Raw genomic sequence first — 19796 nt, forward strand, 5'->3', positions numbered from 1 at the left:
GGCTGGGGCCCTCGGTGCCGCAGGCTCCCGGCGATCCTTTGGTGGTCTTTGTCATATCAGGGCGGTCCCGGCCATGGCGGCCCTCAGGGTGGTAGCCACCGAGGCCGCAATCAGTCAGGATGCAGTCAGTCAGGATCTCCAGGGACGTCATCTCCGGGTACGTCGCAGATGCTGTCACCATGACTGATCGGCCCCCTGGAGGCACTCGTGGCCTGGACCCCGAGACGCACAAAACCCAGGTCAGTACAACCTGGGCCTATACCGTGCGCGGGGGGGGACTCGAACCCCCATGATCGTAAGATCACACGGACCTGAACCGTGCGCGTCTACCAATTCCGCCACTCGCGCGAAGCGGGTACGAGAATAGCTGCCCCGGCCCGTCTTCGTCCAATCAGGACTTCGTGGACGAGCCGTGAGACCGCTCACGACAATTTGTTGTGACACCACTCCTGTCCCGTCTTCCCTGTCAGGGGGTCACTACGGTTACGATGGGCCAAGGCTGAGTCAGGGCACCGGCCTGCCGCAGGCCCAGGGAGACGGGGCAGTTCCGTCTCCCGGCCCCACGGGGCCGTCGCACACTACTCTGGGGAGGTAACGTCCATGGGTTTCCTGGACAAGTTCGAGAAAGGCGTCGAGAACGTCGCGAACCGCGCCATGTCACGCTTCTCGGACGACGTCGAGCCCATTGAGATCGCCTCGAAGCTGCGGGAGACCATGGACAAGCGGGCCGCGTCCTTCGCGCGCGACCGCTCTGTGGTACCCAACATCTTCCGCATCCACCTGGCACCCGCCAGCATCGAGCGCATCACCGCCTGGGGCCAGGACGAGATGGTCCGGCAGATGGAGGAGGTCGCTACCACGCACGCCGCAGAGCAAGGCTACTCTTTCGTCGGCCCGGTCGAGGTCACCTTCGTGGCCAACGACGCTCCCAACGCCCCCGCCGTGGAGATCGAGTCCTCCACACGCCGTGGCGCTGCGGCCCCGGCCGCAGCCGCAGCGGCCTCGCCGTCCCACCCCATCGTGGACATCAACGGTCAGCGCTACCTGCTCACCGGCCCCGTCACCATCATCGGCCGCGGCAGCGAGGCCGACATCATCGTCGACGACTCGGGGGTCTCCCGTCGGCACCTGGAGATCCGGCTGACACAGGGCAACACGATCGCCACGGACATGGGCTCGACCAACGGTACCTTCGTCGAGGGGCAGCGCGTGGACGCCGTCACCTTGGTGGACGGCAACACCCTGACCATCGGCCGCACCCAGATCATGTTCTGGGACGGCACCCAGTCAGCCGGGGCCAACGGGTGAACGAGCTCGTCTTCACCATCCTTCGGCTGGGCTACCTGGCCCTGCTGTGGGCGTTCCTGTTCCTCATCGTGCGCGCCCTGCGCCGGGACGTCACCGAGACACCGGGCACCTCCTCCTCGTCCCGGCGACGCTCCTCCCACACCTCAGAGCCCTCCCCCTCCCGCAGCAGACGACGCAGCCCCTCCCGACTCCTCATCACCGAGGGACCGCTCGCCGGTTCTACCGTCCCCCTGAGCCCCACCTCGATCATCATCGGCCGCTCACCCTCGTGCACGCTGGTCCTGGACGACTCCTACGCCTCCTCCCGGCACGCTCGCGTCTTTCCCAAGGAAGGTTCCTGGTGGCTTGAGGACCTCGGCTCGACCAACGGGACCACCATGAACGGGGCACCCGTGCACGGAGCCGTCGAACTGCCTGTGAACACCCCGGTCCGCATCGGGCAGACGACGTTGGAGCTGCGCTCATGACCATCTCCCTGCGCTTTGCCGCCAGGTCCGACGTCGGCCTCGTGCGCCAGTCCAACCAGGACGCCGGCTACGCCGGGCCGCACCTGTGCGTGCTGTGCGACGGCATGGGCGGCCCCGCCGGCGGCGACATCGCCTCAGCCGTGGCCGTCGAGCACCTGATGCCCCTGGACGCGGACTCCCACCAGGCCGGAGAGCTCCTCGGCCTCATGCGCGACGCCGTTCACGCCGCCCACGCGGAGCTCGTCTCCCTGTCCGCGCAGGACCCGGACCTGGCCGGGCTGGGGACCACGTGCATCGGCGTCATGCGCTCTGGCAACAAGCTGGCCATGATCCACGTGGGGGACTCGCGGGCCTACATGCTGCGTGACGGGACCCTGACACAGGTCACTACGGACCACACCTTCGTGGAGTACCTGGTGGAGACCGGGCGGCTGACACGCGACCAGGCCCGGCAGCACCCGCAGCGCTCGGTCCTGCTTCGCGTCCTGGGGGATGCCGAGGGCGACGTCCAGCTCGACGAGTCGATCCGCGAGGCGGTACCGGGTGACCGCTGGCTCCTGTGCTCCGACGGGCTGTCAGGCCCGGTCAGCGCGGAGACCATCGGGGAGGTGCTGGCCTCGGTCACTGACCCGGGCCAGGCCGCCGACCAGCTCATCGACCTGGCCCTGCGGGCGGGCGGGCCAGACAACGTGACCGCAGTGGTGTTCGACGTCGTCAGGAATGAGCCCGACCCGCAGAGCGACCCCCAGGTCGTCGGCAGCGCCGCCACCGAGCGCCTCGCTCAGGAGCGCGCCGCCGCCGCTGCCCGTTCCTCGAACCGGACAGGCGCTACCGCCAGCGATGTCAGGGAGCAGACCGGGCGCAACGACGAGCTGGACCACGCCGACTCCTCCCAGGAGCTCTCCCGCAGCGGCCCCTCAACACCGGCAGCCAAGGCTGCCGCGCTCATGGCCACGCTGGAGACCGACAACGGCACTACCGGTGGTGCTGCCGTGGATCACGAGGACGGGGATGCCGAAGAGGTCTGGGACGCGGTCGCAGCCGAGGCTGACGCCCAGCGTGCGGCACGACGTCACAGCCGCCGCAGGACCTTTGTCGGCTCCCTGGTCCTGCTGGCCGCTGTCCTGGGAGCAGGCTTCCTGTTCTACCGGTGGACCCAGGCCCACTACTACGTCTCCACCCTGGACGACCAGGTGGCTATCTACCGGGGGATCCCCCAGACTGTGGGTCCGCTAGAGCTCAGCCACGTGGTAGAGACCTACTCCGAGCCAGCCGTCGAAGACCTCGATGAGCGCATGCGGGACCTGCTGGACGACACGGTGTACCGCGACTCCCTGGCCTCAGCACGCCGCTATGTCGAGGTCACGGTGTCCAGCCACGCCAGGACCAGCCCTGAGACCGAGGCCACCAGCAGCGCCACGCCGACGGCACCAGGCTCCACGACCCCGTCAGCGACATCCCGGCCTCCCTCTCCCAGCAGCTCCCCGACCCCCACCCAGGAGAGCTGAGATGAGCGCCGCCCCTGCTCCCAGCACCCCTCCGGGCGTGGCCACGATCCACCCTGCCGGCTCCCCACGGCGGTCAGGCCGCTGGACGGAGGCAGCACTGCTTGGCATCGCCCTGGTCATCGGTCTGGGAGGCTTTGTCCTGACCGCCCTCAACCGCACCGGCGCCTCCCCGGCACAGACCCTCCAGCTCGGCGTCGCCCTGGCCGTTATCGCCCTGGTCGTCCACCTGTGGGTCCGTCGCACCGCCCCCTGGGCTGACCCTGTCATCCTGCCCACGGCAGTCGCCCTCAACGGCATCGGTCTGGCCATGATCCAGCGGCTGGACCAGGCCTACCTCAGCAACGACCAGCCGGAGTACTACGTCGGCAACAGGCAGCTGATCTGGACCGTCCTGGGCGTCCTCTGCTTCTGCGCAGTCCTGGTGGTCCGTGACCACCGGCACCTGCGGCGGTGGGACCGCTGGGCCATGTGGCTGGGACTCGTGTTTCTCGTGCTCCCCTTCCTGCCCCTCATCGGCCGGACGGTCAATGGCGCCCGCATCTGGATCATCATCGGTCCCATGTCCTTCCAGCCGGCAGAGCTGTCGAAGGTACTGCTGGCCGTCTTCTTCGCCTCCTTCCTCGTGGCTAACCGCGACAACCTGGCACTGGCAGGACGCCGTGTGCTGTGGATGAACCTGCCACGCGCCCGTCACCTGGGACCGCTGCTGGTGGTGTGGGGCGTGAGTATCGTCGTCCTGGTACTCCAGCGTGACCTGGGCTCCTCGGTGCTGCTGTTCGGCCTGTTCGTCGTGGTTCTCTACGTGGCTACAGACCGCCCCTCCTGGCTGCTCATCGGCGGGCTGCTGTTCCTGCCCGCCGCCTGGTTCGCCGCGACCCACCTCAGCCACGTCCAGCAGCGTATCAACGGCTGGCTCAACGCTATGGACCCCGAGGTGTACAACGGTATCGGCGGCTCCTGGCAGCTGGTGACCGCCCTGTTCGGCATGGCCTCAGGGGGGCTGGTGGGCTCAGGCTGGGGTGAGGGCTATCCCAGCCTGGTCACCTTCGCCAACTCTGACTTCATCATTGCCTCTCTGGGTGAGGAACTGGGCCTGACCGGGTCCCTGGCGATTATCCTGCTGTACCTCATCCTGGTCCAGCGGGGGCTGCACACCGCCATGGCCCTGCGGGACGGCTTTGGCAAGCTGCTGGCCACCGGACTGTCCTTCACTATCGGCCTGCAGGTCTTCGTGGTGGTTGGCGGAGTCACCCGGCTCATCCCGCTCACCGGTCTGACCACGCCCTTCCTGGCCTACGGTGGCTCCTCCCTCATCTCTAACTGGATCATCCTGGCGCTGCTGGTGAGGTTGTCCGACGCCGCCCGCCGCCCCTCCACCCAGGCACCTCAGATCATCGATACCGCCGAACTGCCGAGCTCGCTGCGCAGTCAGGTCCTGCACGCCCGCGACGACGGCACCATGGACGATGACGCCGTCCCGGACCCGCAGGCAACCCCCTTGGCCCCCGACGGGTACGGTGGCACCGTGGACGTCCCCGGATTCCTGGGCAGCGACGCGGAGACGACCACAATCACGACTGCGGGTGCGCACGAGGAACCTCAGTGGCCCGGCCCCTACCAGGGTCCACCCGCACACCAGGCGACGCTGCCACCGACCCCGGTTCGAGGGATCCAGCAGGCACCTCCTGGTAGCACAGGAGCAGAGGGGCAGGAGAGCACATGAACCGTCAGATCCGTCAGGTCACCATCCTGGTCCTGGTGATGTTCCTTGCCCTGTCCGCATCACTGACCAGCGTGCAGGGACTGGCGCGCCCCGCTCTGTGGGAGTCGGCCTCCCCCTACGGAACGCTTGTGACCGACTCGCGGAACTCACGCACGGTCTACGCGCAGTTCGGCACCGACAGAGGACCTATCTTCGTCGGTGACACCGCCGTGGCCGACACCGTGGAGTCGGACGACGCCTACACCTTCCAGCGCACCTACCCGGGGGGCGAGCTGTACGCGCCGATCACCGGGTACTTCGCCACCTCCTTCGCCTCTATGACCGCCATGGAGCGTGCCGGCAACTCAGTGCTCAACGGGGACGACCCCTCACTGTTCTCCTCTCGTGTCAGGTCACTCGTCACCGGGGGTGCCCAGCGCGGAGGCGCCCTGGAGCTGACGATCGACCCCCAGGCGCAGCAGGCGGCCTACGATGCCCTGGCGGGACGCCAGGGCGCTGTCGTCGCCCTGGACCCCTCAACGGGCGCGGTCCTGGCCATGGTCTCCACCCCCTCCTTCGACCCCAGCACGCTCGCCACCCACGACGGCAGCGCGGCCCAGGCCTCTCTCGAAGCCCTCAACGAGGACCCCGCCAAGCCCCTGACCAACCGTGCCATCGGTGGCGACCTGTACCCGCCGGGTTCTACCTTCAAGATCCTCACCACCGCTGCAGCCCTACGCCTGGGAACGGTCAGCACCGACTCCGAGGTCAGCGCCCCGGACACGATCACCCTGCCAGGGACCAGCCACTCACTGAGCAACTACGCGGGGGAGTCCTGCGGCAACGGCTCAGTCAGCTTTGCCTATGCCTTTATGGAGTCCTGCAACACTCCCTTCGCGCAGCTGGCCATCGACGTCGGAGAGGAGGAGCTGGCGGAGGAGGCCAGCGCCTGGGGCTTCGACAGCGACATGGCAATCCCCCTGACGGTCACGCCCTCGACCTACCCCGCAAACACCTCCGAGGCCCAGACGGCCATGGCTGGGATCGGCCAGGCGTCGGTACGGGCAACGCCGATGATGATGGCGATGGTCGCGGCTACCGTGGCCAACGGGGGTACCCAGATGTCCCCTTACCTGGTCTCGCGCACACTGGACGCCGACCTCAACGTCGTGGACACGGCCTCTCCGTCCGTGGCTCGTACCCCGATCGACGAGGACACAGCCGCCTCCCTGTCGCAGCTGATGCAGCAGACTGTTGCCGAGGGTACCGGCCGGACTGCGCAGGTAGCGGGCGTGACAGTGGCTGGCAAGACCGGCACCGCCGAGACCGGAGCGGACGAGGGCGGCCCGACGACGTGGTTCGTCGGCTTCGCCGGGACGGACATCGACAACCCCGACGTGGCAGTTGCCGTTGTGCTGGACGGCGGTGCCGACACCGACTCCACCGCTACGGGTGGCTCCCTGGCCGGCCCTATTGCCGCCACAGTGATTGACGCGGTGGTGGACCAGTGAGACCTCGTGTCGGCTTGGAGCTCCAGGGCCGCTACACCCTGGTGGAGCGTATCGCCCTGGGAGGTATGGGCGAGGTATGGCGGGCCACGGACCTGCGCTCGGGCCGGGCCGTTGCCGTCAAGATCCTGCGACCAGAGTTGGCTGGCGACGAGATCTTTCTGTCGCGTCTGCGTGCCGAGGCCACCAATTCCCGCGGCCTGCGCCACCCCAATCTTGCGGTAGTCCTGGACTCGGGGGAGAAAGAGGGCACAGGCTGGATCGTCATGGAGCTAGTCCAGGGCAGGGCGCTGTCCGACATCCTGACGGAGCGGGGCACCCTCCCCCCCTCGGAGATCCTGCCCGTCCTAGCCCAGGTTGCCCGCGCCCTCCAGGTCGTGCACGACTCTGGGGTCGTACACCGTGACGTCAAGCCCTCCAACATCCTCATCAACCGTGAGGGCCTGGCCAAGCTGACGGACTTCGGCATCTCCACCGGCTTGAACCAGCGGCCGATGACCGCCTCCGGCATGGTCATGGGCACAGCCCAGTACCTTGCCCCCGAGCAGGCCATGGGCAACATGGCCACTCCTGCCGGTGACCTCTACGGCCTGGGGATTATCGCCTATGAGGCACTGGCTGGACGGCGCCCATTCACTGGCGCCACCCAGGTAGACATCGCCTTCTCCCACGTCAACGACGACGTTCCTCCGCTTCCGGACACCCTGCCTCCCCAGGTCAGCGACGTCGTCCTAAGCCTGTTGGCAAAGAAGCCGAAGGACCGTCCTGCCTCGGCCCGGGAGGTAGCCCGCACCCTGGACCGTATCGTGGTCAACCTGCCACCTGAGCCCTGGACCTCCAGCGGGGCACTGGGCTGGGAAGCGACAGGCCGCCGCCAGGAGCCCGGACACGAGGCTCCTCAGCCCGAGGGCTCTACCAGGGACTCTGCGTTCTCGACCCATCCGACCCGGCCGAGACAGACAGCCCAGCCTGCGCACCCGCAGACCCCCGGTGCAGCCGCGACACCCAAGGCCGTCAGCCAGCCCGGAGGCGCCCGGAGCCAGCAGAACTCCGAGGACGCCCCGGAAGGCACTCCCAGGCACGCCTCCGGCCGCCGCTTTATGGGTATGCGCCTGCCGTCCCTGCGGTTCTTCGTCCTCGTTCTGGCTGTGAGCGCAGTCCTGGCAGGTCTAGGTACGCTTGACCCAGCTCCTGAGGCCTCGACGACAGCGACCTCGGGTGCCGGTTTCCCTGTCAAGGAGGTACTGTGACCAGTCAGTTCCCCCAGGTCCTCGCGGGCCGCTATGAGATCCGCGATCTCATTGGACGTGGAGGCATGGCCGAGGTGCACCTTGGCTACGACACCCGGCTGTCACGTTGGGTGGCCATCAAGCTGCTGCGCTCAGACATTGCTGGCGACCCCACCTTCCAGGAGCGATTCCGCCGTGAGGCACAATCCGCTGCCGCACTCAACCACCCCGCGGTCGTCGCCGTCTACGACTCCGGCGAGGAGGAGCTGCCACAGCACTCCGGCGCCGTCAGGCTGGTCCCCTATATCGTCATGGAGTATGTCGAGGGCCACTCTGTACGCGAGCTCCTTAGCGAGGGTGAGGCGGTCCCTATCACTGAGGCCGTAGAGATCGTCACCGGTGTCCTTGACGCCCTGGAGTATTCTCACCGCACAGGTATCGTCCACCGCGACATCAAGCCTGGCAATATCATGCTGACCTCGACCGGGTCGGTCAAGGTCATGGACTTCGGTATCGCCCGTGCCATTGAGGACTCGGCCTCCACCGTCACCCAGACCCACACGGTAGTCGGTACAGCCCAGTACCTGTCACCAGAGCAGGCCCGGGGAGAGAGCGTCGATGCCCGCTCCGACCTGTACTCCACCGGCTGCCTCCTCTACGAGCTGCTGACTGGTCAGCCGCCCTTCCAGGGCGACTCCGCTGTGGCCATCGCCTACCAGCATGTGCGTGAGATCCCCCGCCGCCCCTCCGCACTGGCGGCGGACGTGCCCGAGTCCTTGGACCGGGTCATTCTCAAGTCCCTGGCCAAGAGCCGCGAGGACCGCTACCAGGATGCCGCCCACATGCGTGCTGACCTGCAGGCGGCTGCCCAGGGACTGGCGGTGGCCGCACCCGCGGCAGACTCCTGGGCAGCCGCTGGAGCGGCGTCTGCGACTGCCCCCGCTGCCGCCCAGGCGGTCGGCTCCCAGGCTCCGGCACCGGCGGACTCCTCCGACAAGGCGCAGTCCGCGCCGTCACAGCGCAGAGGGCGCCTGTGGCTACGTGCGCTGCTGGTGGTCCTGCTCCTGGCTGCCGCAGTGGTCGCGGGACTGTACGCCTCCGGCCGTATCGGAGGTAGCCCTGCTCCTGAGCCCTCGGCCTCCCCGACCGAGGTCGCCGTCCCCGACATCGCTGAGATGACTGAGGACGAGGCACGCGAAGCCGTAGAGGCAGTTGGGCTGGTTTTCAGCCGAGGTGAGGACGTCTCGCACAACACGATCGACGAGGGTCTTGCCGTCTCATCCGACCCTGAGGCCGGTACCTCTGCCGTGACAGGCACCACCATTACCGTCTACTTCTCGGGGGGCTCAGCCATGGTTGACGTGCCCGACGTCTCCGGCAAGACCCAGGACGAGGCCCGCACCACCCTTGAGGAGGCCGGGCTGCAGGTCGGTAACGCCACGACGGAGGACTCGGGAACTGTCGCCAAGGACAGGGTTATCCGCACCGACCCTGTCGCTGGCAACCCAGTACAGCGCGGTTCGACCGTGTCTCTGGTCCTGTCCACCGGGGAGACCCAGGTCCCGGACCTGACCGGTATGACCCAGGCGGAGGCCCGTGAGGCACTGACATCTGTCGGCCTGAGTGTCGGTAACGTCAGCCAGGACTCTTCCAGCAGTGTCGCTGAGGGCACGGTGATCTCGTCTGACCCAGCAGCCGGCACCCAGGTCTCCCAGGGCACCGAGGTCAATATCGTGGTCTCCAGCGGTGCGGGCACCCCGACACCGACGGCCACGTCCCCAGCCACGTCAGCCTCTACAGCCGAGGCGGTTGTCGTGCCTGACGTGGCCGGTATGAGCCAGCAGGAAGCGGTGGCTACCCTGGAGGGTGCCGGGCTGAGCGTCGACGGCGAGGCTGATCTCGCCTCCTCTGACTCGGTTCCAGCAGGAGACGTCATCTCTGTCAGCCCGTCACCAGGCTCCGAGGTGGAACGTGGTACGCGAGTCAGGCTAACCGTCTCCGACGGTCCTCAGAACAACGGTGAGGAGGCTGCTGCCGACGACGAGGAGGACTCCCAGGATCAGGAGTAGACGTACGTCGCAGTGGGCGACGACATCTCTTCCTCTCTTCTATTTCTATACCGGTGCTTTGCTCCACCTACCGTTGAGGGGCTAGCACCGCCCTAGCCCACGTCGGCGTTTCCGGACAAGTTCCACGTCTCGTTCGCCCACGGGAAGACGACCTCCATAAGCAGGTAGACCACTGCCGCTGTCAGGAGGAGCGCCTGAAGTGCCCGCAGCCACCAGGGTCCGGGCAGATGTCTCCAGATCCAGCCGTACATCAGTTCACCTCCGGGTCGTTGAGAACTGATGCGGGACGCCCCTCAGAGCGATCCATCCAGTAGGAGAGCTCCGCGTGGACAATCCAGCGGCGGTCGTTGCCCCACTCCCCGGTCGTCTCCCCGTGACAGGTCGTCATCGTCAGCATGGCGGTGGTGGGCGTCGCTGTCGGTTCCCCGGGAACAGGAGCGAGGACTTCAACCTGGTCAGGCATGACAATCTCATGACTGGTGACCGTGTAGACATACCAGGTATCGGCAGTCGAGATAATCACCTCGTCACCCTCCTCCAGGAGGTCAATACGCCTGAAGGAGTTGCCGTAGGTACGACGGTGGGCGGCCACAGCAAAGTTCCCGACCTCACCAACCTGCTGGGTCTCCGGGTAGTGACCAGCAGCTGCCTGGTCCAGGACATCAGATCCCGTGCCCTCGATCACGGGCATGTTGTTGTTCGTGACACCGTACCACTTGGGCACGACAAGCATCCCGATCGTCTGTCCGTTCCCGACCGGGCGGACCGCAGGAGGGTCCTCATAGTGGCGGGTGCCCTCCACCTCAGGAGAGTCCACCTGGGTCTGCTCAAAGCTCGTCGTAGCAGCAGCGGCGCTTGCCGAGGCATCTATCCCCGTCCACCACAGCTGCCAGACCAGGAACAGGGCAACAACGAGTCCCGAGGTGATAAGAAGTTCTCCGACACCGGTGAGGATCGCGTTGACAAAACGTCTACCACGCTTGCGGTCACGAGCCTGCACCGGGGGGCGCACAGAATGGGTTCTGGACATCAGACCTCTTTCGGTGTGGGAGGCCCAGTCTGGTGGCAGACCAGGATAAGCGCAAGGTCTCCCGTGGTGGACGTATCACAGTACAGACGTCCAGGACGTCTCGCGCCATGCTCTAGGCTAGGGCGGAATACGTACTTGTGGCGGTCCCCAAACCGCCAACCGCCAGTGAGGAGACCCACGTGGCCCTGTGGAAGAAGTCTGGGAAGAACACCGAGCCGCGCCTGTCCGATACCGACCTGAGGCACGCACTACGGTCAGGTAACCCGGCAAAGCGCGCCAGGGCGCTGGAGGAGCAGTCCCGGGCGGCAGCCAACCGGGTCTCCCGTACTCCTACCAAGGTGAGAGACACCTCCTCCCCCCGCTGGTACGCCCCGACGATGGTGTCTCTCCTGGTTATCGGCCTGCTCTGGGTCGTGATCACCTACCTCTTCCAGGGACAGTACCCGATCCCGTACTTCCAGGAGAACCACGCCTCCGACTGGCTCCTCAACGGCAACCTCTACATCGGCTTTCTCATCATGATGGTGGGCTTCCTGGGGCTTCTTCGCTGGAGGTAACGCGGTACCCGCCCGTGAACAGGGGTACACAGCACTGGGAGCGTTTGTCCCCAGGTGAGTACACACATGTGGATAACTACAGCGATGTGATTCCACAGATGTGTCCACACCTGGGGACAACCACATCGGTGTCATTCAGTTATTGACTGGCCTCCATGGACACCAGCAGGGCATGACAGTCACCCAGGTCCTTGGACCAGCAGGCTGCGGACAAGCACCAGGGCCACCAGGACCACAGCAGCACCGACTGTCGCCACAACGCCGTACAGGCTGCGTCTGTCTCTGGGCGCCCACGCAAAAACCGCCGCCAGCAGGCCGCCGGTGAGCAGCCCCCCCAAGTGGCCTTGCCACGATATGTTGGCACCAAGGAGGGAGATCACGGCATTGAGGACCAGTAGCCCCACAATCTGAGAGGTGTCACGTCCGAGGCGTCGCTGTACCACAAACGTCGTGGCAAACAGGCCAAAGACCGCGCCTGAGGCGCCGACCGTCAAGGTGACCCAGTCCTGGGAGGCCGGGGAGGCCAGCAGGTAGATCATCACAGACCCGCCCAGGGCGCTCAGAAGGTAGACAGCGAGGAACCGCCAGCGTCCCAGCAGCGGTTCCAGGACAGAGCCCAGGACCCACAGCGCCCACATGTTGAATGCCAGGTGAAGCGGTGGCCCGTGGAGAAAAGCGGTACTCAGGAACCGCCACGGCTCCTCCAGGGCAGCAGCGGGGACGAATCCGAGCAGCCGGTCCAGGGGGATGGAGGCGGTCTGAAGGAGAAACTGGGCTATATACACCACGACGCAGGCCAGGATCAGCATGTTGGTTACAGCAGTTCCTGACGTCGGTCTGCCACCCAGGACAGTGCGCACACGCCGCCGACCTGCTTGCGAGGTACGTACGCAGTCCACACAGTGGACACCGACAGCGCTAGGAACCTGGCACTCAGGACACACCGGGCGACCACAACGCTGGCAACGCACGTAGGCAGCAGTCTGTGGGTGTCGAGGACAGACAGGAGGAGTGGAGACAGGCTGCTGACTCATCTATTTTTCCTGTGAAACCGTAGCGCGTCTCTCACTGCGTGCCAGTGCGGTCGAGGCTGGCCGTCGGGGCTGGCAAGGACGGAACCGGACAGGGACCAACCGCTTGCTGGGAGGGGCGCTCTCAGGCTGACAACCTGCACTGACGGGGCGGGGCTCACGGCATGATGGATACGGAGGTGATGACGACGTCCTCCACGGGGCGGTCTCGCTGGTCAGTGGCGACGCCGGCAATAGCGTCGACAACCTGCCTGGAGGCAGCGTCCGTCACCACACCAAAGATCGTGTGCTTTCCCTGGAGCCACTCAGTGGGTGCCGTGGTAATGAAGAACTGTGAGCCGTTGGTCCCTCTCCCCAGCCGCCTGCCGGCGTTGGCCATAGCCAGCACGTAGGGAGCAGCGAAGGTGAGGGAGGGGTCGATCTCGTCGTCGAACACGTACCCCGGACCACCGGTACCGGTCCCCAGGGGGTCGCCCCCCTGGATCATAAAGCCAGGGATCACCCGGTGGAAGATGACGTTGTCGTACAGCGGCGCGTTGGACTCTTCCCCTGTGCGCGGGTCAGTCCATGCCTTCTCACCTGTCGCCAGCCCCACGAAGTTGGAGACGGTCTTGGGGGCTTGCTCAGGATAGAGCTCGAGGCGGATGTCACCGTGGTTCGTGTGAAGAGTCGCTTCCATAGCAGCCATGGTTGCACGGCTTGGCCCTTGGGGCAGTAGCCGCCACCTTGACCGTTACGCTGTTCACCCCAGGCAAAACCCCGGTTCCTCCGTTGGGCACGATCACCGCGGCAGTGCGACCATAGTTTCTGTTCTACCTTCCGTCCCGAGCGAGGGAGCGACATCATGCTGTGCTGCAAGAAGACGTGCTGCAAGACCCACGCAAAAATTGACAGTGGTCAACTCCGCCAGGGGGCCGCCTCTCTTGCTGAGACGGTTGCTGACCGGGCTGCCCGCACTGCCGTATGGCTGGCGCCACGTGTCAGTAAAGCGCGTGCGGATGTTGCTCGTGCCGCTAAGGACACCCAGGTCCGACTGGAACCTGTGGTTGAGGAAGCCCGGCTACGCGTCGTGGAAGACTACGTGCCCCGCGCGCAACGTGCCGCTGTCGCCGCCCAGGCTGCTGCCCAGGCGGACGGCAACTTGACGGAACGCGCTCAGCGCGCGGCCGTCGCCGCAAAGTCCGCCGCATTGGAGGTTCCTGTGAAGAAGCAGAAGAAGCATCGCGTCCTCAAGACACTGGGTTGGCTGGCTCTCGCCGGTGCGACAGCCAGCGCTGCCTACGTCATGTGGCGTCGTAGCCAGCCGGTAGAGGACCCCTGGGCAGAAGAGTACTGGGCAGACTCCACTGATGCCCAGGACACTGGATACGGCATTACTCCCGCTGCGGCCACCCCTGACACTGCTCAGCAGGGCGACAGCACGGAACCGCCGACCGTCCCGCCAGCTCCTCCTGCCCCTGAGGCCTGAGCAGGATAGATCCTGCACGCGGCGGCTGTCCTAGCATCGTCTTCTCCCAGTCCGCAGCAGTTATGTATTGCTCTGGCTAGGCAGTCTTGAATCACGTAGACGGCGGTGGTGTACCTGCGGGTACGCCACCGCCGTTGCCGTGCGACCACAGCCTGCCTGTACCCGCACCCTGCTCCTGTGTACCCTGTCACCATGACCGGACTGCCAGCAGACCTCATCCCCCTGACTCACGGCATAAGTCCCGCTGGACCATCAACACCCCCGATGATCCCCCAACTGGGTCTCGGAACCTACAAAGTAGTTGATGACGACGCTGAGCACGTGGTCCTGGCGGCGCTCGAGCTAGGCTACCGACATATCGACACGGCTCAGATGTACGGCAACGAGGCAGGGGTGGGCCGCGCTCTCGCGGCCAGCAGGCTACAGCGCGAGGAGTTGTTTGTCACCTCCAAACTCGACAATCCCAACCACCGGCGGGACGATGCGCTGCGCAGCCTTGACGCCACTCTCGACGCCCTGGGGTTGGACTTCCTGGACCTGTTCCTGGTGCACTGGCCCCTGGCCATGTCTGCGGGAATTGACCTGGTGGATACCTGGCGCACCATGATCAAGATTCTTGACTCGGGTCGAGTCCGGGCGATCGGGGTATCGAACTACACTGCTGAGCACCTGCACCGTATCACTGAGGCCACCGGGGTGGTACCAGCCGTCAACCAGGTCGAGCTCCATCCGTGGCTGACTCAGGAGTCGCTGCGTAGCATCCATGAGCGGCTTGGTATCGTTACGCAGTCCTGGTCGCCGCTGGGCCGGGGACAGGTTCTTCAGGACCCAGTGGTCGTACAGATAGCCCAGGACCTGAAGGTAAGTCCGGCGCAGGTAGTCATCCGCTGGCATCTACAAAAAGGCTTCGTAGTCATCCCCAAATCGGTGCATTCTGATCGCATCAGGACCAACGGTGACGTCTTCGGCTTTACCTTGACCCAGGAGCAGGTGGCGGCGATCGATGCCTTGGACCGCGGCCAGCGTACGGGATCTCATCCCGACCGGGTCCAGGTATAAGTCGCACCGCCCGTCCAAGTTATGCCCGGTGCCTGTGGACACGGTAACCAGAACCAATAGTATTGTCCTGCACCAGTTCGGCAAAGGCGTCCGCCTGGGCAACATCGGTAGAAAAAACGTAGCCGGTCACGGTATCCACCCCGTGATCGAAGAGCACAGGATGCAAGGGGGTGGAAGGACCCACAAGTACCGTGTAGGCCTGCCGAGACAGGGCGATCAGGCGTGGCGTCGTCTTATTGACAAAGCTCGAGGAGGAGATGAACACATAATCACACTCAGGCAGGATGTACTCACAGGCACTGTCCGGATAGTCCCCAGGCTGCAGCACGCGTTCCAGGCAGCTGTACTCCGCGGCCCCAGCCAGTGCGGCCTGCGCGAAGGGGAAATGACCTACGACCGCCACCTTCTTCCCGGCGATATCGGCAGCAAAGGGGTCAAAGACCTGCCTCCAGGTAGTCCCTTCACCGGTAGGGACAAAGCCGTTGCCTTCAGCGGTGCCCGGTGCGGAGTACCAGGAGTTCACAGCAGCCAACCCAACGCTAGCTTCCGCCAGATTCCAGGAACGCACCAGTGCGGCAACGTCACGCAACGACTTACCAATCAGTGCGGAGTCCTCAACCAGAGCCGGTCGACTCCGTACATCCATGGTCCAGGCTGACCCCACCGATTCGGCTGAGTTAAGCACACGGGTCCACCGCGGTCCCTGACCGGTGCGTGTCACACGGATGTCAGCGGGAAGGCAGTCGATGAGAGCGTCGTAGATCTCCCACGGATTAGTCATGCTATGTCTCCGTTCCCCGTTCAGCTCACCGGCCCGAGTACCCAGGTCCGCTGCCTGGGCCAGGAGACCTGGATGCCACAGTAAGCCGACTTGGTTGACAAGGTGAAGCGCTCCTCACTCTACGCGGGCCGAGAACGAAAATCCAGGCACATCCTCTCCCTGGGAGCCGCACCCGGATACTACTCCTGACACCTGTTGAGGAGACCTTGACTGCGACCTCCAGCAACCTGGTGGTTGTAACGCCTAAGTAAGACTCCAATACACGCGCCCGGTAAAATAGCCTCCGTCAGAGTCTGACAGATCCCAAACTAAATAAGAAGCGCCCAGACAGCCACCTGCACTCCAACCATGCTGGCTTGCCAACGCCTTCTCCTTGGCCGCGGTCCAAGCGCCTCTAGGGTAATCCCCGCCTAGAACTACCAGAGGGGGAGTCAGTTTCCATCGCTAGGTGGAGCCAACGGGACTCGAACCCGTAACCCCCTGCTTGCAAAGCAGGTGCGCTACCAATTGCGCCATGGCCCCGGTACTGGACCTCAGTCCAGCGGGTCAGCTACCTCCACCCAGGTGGTCCGTTGCCGACAATCCGACTCTAACCTCAGCCACAAGACGTAGGTCCCAGTAGCCAAGGCGGTGAGAAGCATAATCGGGACAAAACCGCGACTACACATTTGGATCCCCTACCAACTTCGCTGAAGTGGGCCTAGCTGGACTCGAACCAGCGACCTCATCCTTATCAGGGATGCGCTCTAACCGACTGAGCTATAGGCCCGTGCCACTGGAACGAGGTTATCTCACTCGGCCCAGAACGGCCAAGTCAGTTACTCGTCAGCGAGCGTGAGATGAATCCCACCGACCAAGGTTGCAGTGATGTTGTACAGGAAAGCGCCCACCGTTGCTAAAGCAGTGATGAGAATCATATTGACAACTGCAACGATCGTTGCCATCGCAAGGGCACGTGGCAGCTGTAGATAGGTCATGAGGGCGGTGAAGGCGTTAGAGTCCTCGCCTGCGACTGTCCTGGCCAGGTCCTCAATCGTGGAGAAGACCTGCATTGCGTCGAGCATCAGCCAGGTAAAAGCAGTAGCCACAATGACCATGACCCCCGCCGCAAAGCTTAGCAGGAAGGAGGCCTTCATCACCGACCACGGGTCGATTCGGGTGAGTGCAAGCCGCACCCGCCGTGGACCGACGATCTTCTTCTTAGACTTTTTCTCTTCCGTGTTCGACCCGGAGGTCGTCGCCTCCACAACGGACACAGCGTCTCCCACAGGCTGGGGCGGCCCGCCACCAGGCGGAATGGATATCGGCTGGCTCATGCCTCTACCTCGCTCTCCTCATCAGGCAACGCTACCGCCTCACCCGTGGTGCTCGCATCCGTGACAGTCTGGGTATCCTGACTTGCTACCACACCAAGAAGCGCTGTGTCAGGCTGCTTCACCTGGTCTTCGGCTGCGTCTTCCCGTGGCTCCTTCCCAGACACCTCCGGGCTGTCAAGGTCCCGTTCAGCGTTACGAGCCACCGCGATGATGCGGTCACCCTCATCAGGCTTGGCAAAAGTCACACCTTGTGTCGTCCTTCCGGTGACTGAGACCTCGCAGACGGCAGAGCGCACAACCTTCCCGGACGCCATGATGCACATGACCTCGTCACTGGGCGCGGTCGTCAGCGCCCCCACCAGCTCGCCACGCTCCTCCACTAGGTTGGCTACCTTGACCCCGAGGCCGCCCCGCCCCTTGACTGGGTAGTCAGCCACGTTGGTGCGCTTAGCGTACCCTGCCTCAGTCACCACGAACAGATCCGCGTCCCTCCAGGAGGGGTCAATGACATCCATGGCGAGCAGCGAGTCACCCGGCCGGAAGCGCATACCGGTCACGCCACTCGTTGCACGTCCGGTCGGCCGTAGCGTGGCATCGTCCGCCTGAAAGCGAAGCGACTGACCGTGGTGGGAGACCAGCAGCAGGTCCTGGCCCTCGGAGACCAGGCGCGCAGAGACCAGCTCGTCGGCTCTTCCCTCCTCGTCCTGTCGCAGGTTGATGGCGATAACCCCTCCAGAGCGGTTAGAATTGTACTCTTGCAGCCTGGTCTTCTTCACCAGACCCCGGCGCGTAGCGAGCACAAGATAGTCCGCCTGTTCGTAGTCCGTGAGCTCCATGACCTGGGCGATCTCCTCCCCGGGCTGGAAGGCGAGGAGGTTTGCCACGTGCTGGCCCCTGGAGTCACGGCCTCCCTCAGGGAGCTCATAGCCCTTGGCCCGATAGACTCGCCCCAGGTTGGTGAAAAAAAGCAACCAGCGGTGAGTCGTGGTGACGAAGAAGTGGCTGACCACGTCGTCCTCCCGAAGGACCGCACCCCTGACGCCCTTACCTCCCCGGTGCTGAGACCGGTAGGCGTCAGTACGGGTCCGCTTGGCGTAACCGGAACGAGTAATCGTCACAACCACGTCCTCCTCGGGGATGAGGTCCTCCAGACTCATCTCGCCATCGAAAGGCACGATCGTCGTACGCCGCTCGTCTCCATACTTGTCCACGATCTCAGCCAACTCGGAGGAGACGATACCGCGCTGACGGTCAGGACTGGCAATAATGTCACGCAGATCAGCTACCCGGGTGGTAAGGTCGTCAGACTCCTGCTGGATCTTCAGGCGTTCCAGAGCAGCCAGACGACGCAACTGGAGGGAGAGAATAGCTTCAGCCTGGGCCTCGTCAACTCCCAGCAGCTCCATGAGCCCGCTCCTGGCCTCCTCGGTGGTGGGCGATCTACGGATAAGAGCGATCACCGCGTCCAGGGCGTCAATGGCAGCCAGAAGACCGCGCAGGATATGCAGCCTCTCCTCCGCCCTGCGCAGTCGGAAGCGTGACCGCCGCACAATGACGTCAATCTGGTGGGAGACCCAGTGACGCACAAACCCGTCCAGGCTCAGAGTGCGCGGCACACCATCAACCAGGGCCAGCATATTTGCGGCGAAGTTGTCCTGCAGCTGAGTCCGCTTATAGAGGTTGTTGAGTACCACCTTGGCGACAGCATCGCGCTTGAGGACGATCACCAGCCTCTGGCCGGTACGTCCCGAGGTCTCATCACGAATGTCGGCAATTCCTTGAACCTGGCCCTCACGCACCAGCTGGGCGATCTTGTCGGCCAGGTTGTCAGGATTGACTTGATAGGGCAACTCTGTGACCACAAGGCACTGGCGTCCCTGGATCTCCTCAACCTCCACCACTGCACGCTGGGTGATCGAGCCGCGACCGGTACGGTAGGCGTCCTCAATGCCGCGACGTCCCAGGATCGTGGCACCAGTGGGAAAGTCAGGGCCAGGAATCCGGGCGATGAGGGCCTCAAGAAGCTCTTCGCGGGACGCTTCAGGATGAGAGAGGAACCACTGGACACCACTGGCGACCTCACGCAGGTTGTGCGGAGGGATACGGGTGGCCATACCCACCGCGATCCCCTCCGATCCGTTAACCAACAGATTGGGGAACCGTGAAGGAAGAATCGCCGGCTCCTGATTACGCCCGTCGTAGTTGTCCTGGAAGTCGACGCTCTCCTCATCAATGTCTCGGACCATCTCCATGGCCAGAGGAGCCATCTTGCACTCGGTATAGCGAGGCGCGGCCGGTCCCAAGTTCCCAGGAGTACCGAAGTTACCCTGGCCGGCTACCAGAGGATAGCGTAGAGACCACCACTGCACCAGACGAGCCAAGGCGTCATAGATGGCACCGTCACCGTGGGGGTGATAGTTTCCCATCACTTCACCCACCACGCGGGAGGACTTGGAGAAGGATGAGGTGGGCCGATACCCGCCGTCGTACATAGCGTAGAGGACACGCCTGTGCACGGGCTTGAGTCCGTCACGCACGTCCGGCAGCGCCCGTCCGACAATGACGCTCATGGCGTAGTCAAGGTAGGAGCGCTGCATCTCCATCTGCAGGTCGACCGGCTGGATACGGTCCCGATCCGTCTCCTCGGTACCGTCGATGCTGGTGGTGTTCTCGTCGCTCACGGGTTTCCTTCGGTCTTGTGTTTCGGTATCCACCTGATCCATCTGGCACTTGGACAACCAGGGGCACGAGACGGCCCCGGCC

At 64.6% G+C, this 19796-nt stretch carries 17 protein-coding genes, 3 tRNA genes and 1 pseudogene; 10 read left to right on the forward strand and 11 right to left on the reverse strand.

Translation table 11 applies throughout. The annotated features are described in order from the left end of the window. Positions 1-264 precede the first annotated feature (264 nt). Positions 265-348: transfer RNA gene (locus D4740_RS02395), tRNA-Leu, on the reverse strand. A gap of 252 nt (positions 349-600) precedes the next feature. Here D4740_RS02395 and D4740_RS02400 point away from each other — a divergent pair. From D4740_RS02400 to pknB, 7 genes are read left to right on the forward strand one after another with little or no spacing between them, the layout of a single operon-like run. Continuing rightward, positions 601-1308: a DUF3662 and FHA domain-containing protein gene (locus tag D4740_RS02400; protein ID WP_119835352.1), complete on the forward strand. Its 708-nt coding sequence runs from the start codon at positions 601-603 to the stop codon at positions 1306-1308. Further along, positions 1305-1775 carry an FHA domain-containing protein gene (locus tag D4740_RS02405; RefSeq protein WP_119835353.1) on the forward strand — a complete coding sequence of 157 codons (471 nt, stop codon included), beginning with the start codon at positions 1305-1307 and terminating at the stop codon, positions 1773-1775. Before D4740_RS02400 ends, D4740_RS02405 begins: the two co-directional genes overlap by 4 nt. Next, entirely contained in the window at positions 1772-3283 is a 1512-nt protein-coding gene (locus D4740_RS02410; protein WP_119835354.1) for a PP2C family serine/threonine-protein phosphatase, read from the forward strand. The genes D4740_RS02405 and D4740_RS02410 overlap by 4 nt, the downstream gene beginning before the upstream one ends. Before the next feature lies 1 nt (position 3284). After that, complete coding sequence (locus tag D4740_RS02415) at positions 3285-5006, forward strand: FtsW/RodA/SpoVE family cell cycle protein (protein ID WP_119835355.1); 1722 nt, start codon at positions 3285-3287, stop codon at positions 5004-5006. Beyond that, positions 5003-6496 carry a penicillin-binding protein 2 gene (locus D4740_RS02420; protein WP_119835356.1) on the forward strand — a complete coding sequence of 498 codons (1494 nt, stop codon included), beginning with the start codon at positions 5003-5005 and terminating at the stop codon, positions 6494-6496. Before D4740_RS02415 ends, D4740_RS02420 begins: the two co-directional genes overlap by 4 nt. Then, on the forward strand, positions 6493-7743 hold the full coding sequence (locus D4740_RS02425) for a serine/threonine-protein kinase (protein WP_119835357.1): 1251 nt from the start codon (positions 6493-6495) through the stop codon (positions 7741-7743). Before D4740_RS02420 ends, D4740_RS02425 begins: the two co-directional genes overlap by 4 nt. Beyond that, positions 7740-9791, forward strand: coding sequence for a Stk1 family PASTA domain-containing Ser/Thr kinase (pknB, locus tag D4740_RS02430; protein ID WP_119835358.1), 2052 nt, complete (start codon positions 7740-7742; stop codon positions 9789-9791). Before D4740_RS02425 ends, pknB begins: the two co-directional genes overlap by 4 nt. Positions 9792-9883: 92 nt before the next feature. On the opposite strand, the gene D4740_RS12810 is transcribed toward pknB, so the two are convergent. Then, complete coding sequence (locus D4740_RS12810) at positions 9884-10042, reverse strand: hypothetical protein (RefSeq protein ID WP_162933729.1); 159 nt, start codon at positions 10040-10042, stop codon at positions 9884-9886. Beyond that, entirely contained in the window at positions 10042-10821 is a 780-nt protein-coding gene (locus D4740_RS02435; protein WP_119835359.1) for a class E sortase, read from the reverse strand. The genes D4740_RS12810 and D4740_RS02435 overlap by 1 nt, the downstream gene beginning before the upstream one ends. A 179-nt stretch (positions 10822-11000) precedes the next feature. Here D4740_RS02435 and D4740_RS02440 point away from each other — a divergent pair, with 179 nt between their 5' ends. Further along, positions 11001-11378, forward strand: coding sequence for a cell division protein CrgA (locus D4740_RS02440; RefSeq protein ID WP_243106827.1), 378 nt, complete (start codon positions 11001-11003; stop codon positions 11376-11378). A gap of 179 nt (positions 11379-11557) precedes the next feature. Here D4740_RS02440 and D4740_RS02445 read toward each other — a convergent pair whose 3' ends face one another. From D4740_RS02445 to D4740_RS02450, 3 genes and pseudogenes are all read right to left on the reverse strand, one after another. Next, on the reverse strand, positions 11558-12187 hold the full coding sequence (locus D4740_RS02445) for a rhomboid family intramembrane serine protease (RefSeq protein ID WP_310732061.1): 630 nt from the start codon (positions 12185-12187) through the stop codon (positions 11558-11560). Positions 12188-12304: 117 nt separating this feature from the next. Continuing rightward, positions 12305-12412: pseudogene (locus tag D4740_RS13495) on the reverse strand (B-box zinc finger protein); the annotation flags it as partial. Positions 12413-12566: 154 nt separating this feature from the next. Continuing rightward, complete coding sequence (locus tag D4740_RS02450) at positions 12567-13088, reverse strand: peptidylprolyl isomerase (RefSeq protein ID WP_119835594.1); 522 nt, start codon at positions 13086-13088, stop codon at positions 12567-12569. Between the two features lie 363 nt (positions 13089-13451). On the opposite strand from D4740_RS02450, the gene D4740_RS13105 reads away from it, so the two are divergent. Both D4740_RS13105 and D4740_RS02460 read left to right on the forward strand, forming a co-directional pair. Next, positions 13452-13877, forward strand: coding sequence for a hypothetical protein (locus tag D4740_RS13105; RefSeq protein ID WP_243106826.1), 426 nt, complete (start codon positions 13452-13454; stop codon positions 13875-13877). Positions 13878-14069: 192 nt separating this feature from the next. Continuing rightward, positions 14070-14936: an aldo/keto reductase gene (locus D4740_RS02460; protein WP_119835595.1), complete on the forward strand. Its 867-nt coding sequence runs from the start codon at positions 14070-14072 to the stop codon at positions 14934-14936. Positions 14937-14955: 19 nt separating this feature from the next. Here the strand turns inward: D4740_RS02460 and D4740_RS02465 are convergent, their stop codons facing one another. From D4740_RS02465 to gyrA, 5 genes are all read right to left on the reverse strand, one after another. Next, positions 14956-15717, reverse strand: coding sequence for a Rossmann-like domain-containing protein (locus D4740_RS02465; RefSeq protein ID WP_119835361.1), 762 nt, complete (start codon positions 15715-15717; stop codon positions 14956-14958). 449 nt (positions 15718-16166) lie between these two features. Next, positions 16167-16239, reverse strand: a tRNA-Ala gene (locus D4740_RS02470). Positions 16240-16412: 173 nt separating this feature from the next. Beyond that, positions 16413-16486 (reverse strand) — tRNA-Ile (locus D4740_RS02475). Between the two features lie 49 nt (positions 16487-16535). Next, positions 16536-17033 (reverse strand): DUF3566 domain-containing protein, encoded by a 498-nt coding sequence (locus D4740_RS02480; protein ID WP_119835362.1) that lies wholly within the window; start codon positions 17031-17033, stop codon positions 16536-16538. Next, the gene (gene gyrA, locus D4740_RS02485) at positions 17030-19714 is read right to left on the reverse strand and encodes a DNA gyrase subunit A (RefSeq protein WP_119835363.1); all 2685 of its coding nucleotides are present in this window, start codon (positions 19712-19714) and stop codon (positions 17030-17032) included. Before gyrA ends, D4740_RS02480 begins: the two co-directional genes overlap by 4 nt. Positions 19715-19796 lie beyond the last annotated feature (82 nt).

Origin of the sequence: Actinomyces sp. 2119, from assembly GCF_003591215.1 — a bacterium.
Lineage (GTDB): Bacteria > Actinomycetota > Actinomycetes > Actinomycetales > Actinomycetaceae > Actinomyces > Actinomyces lilanjuaniae.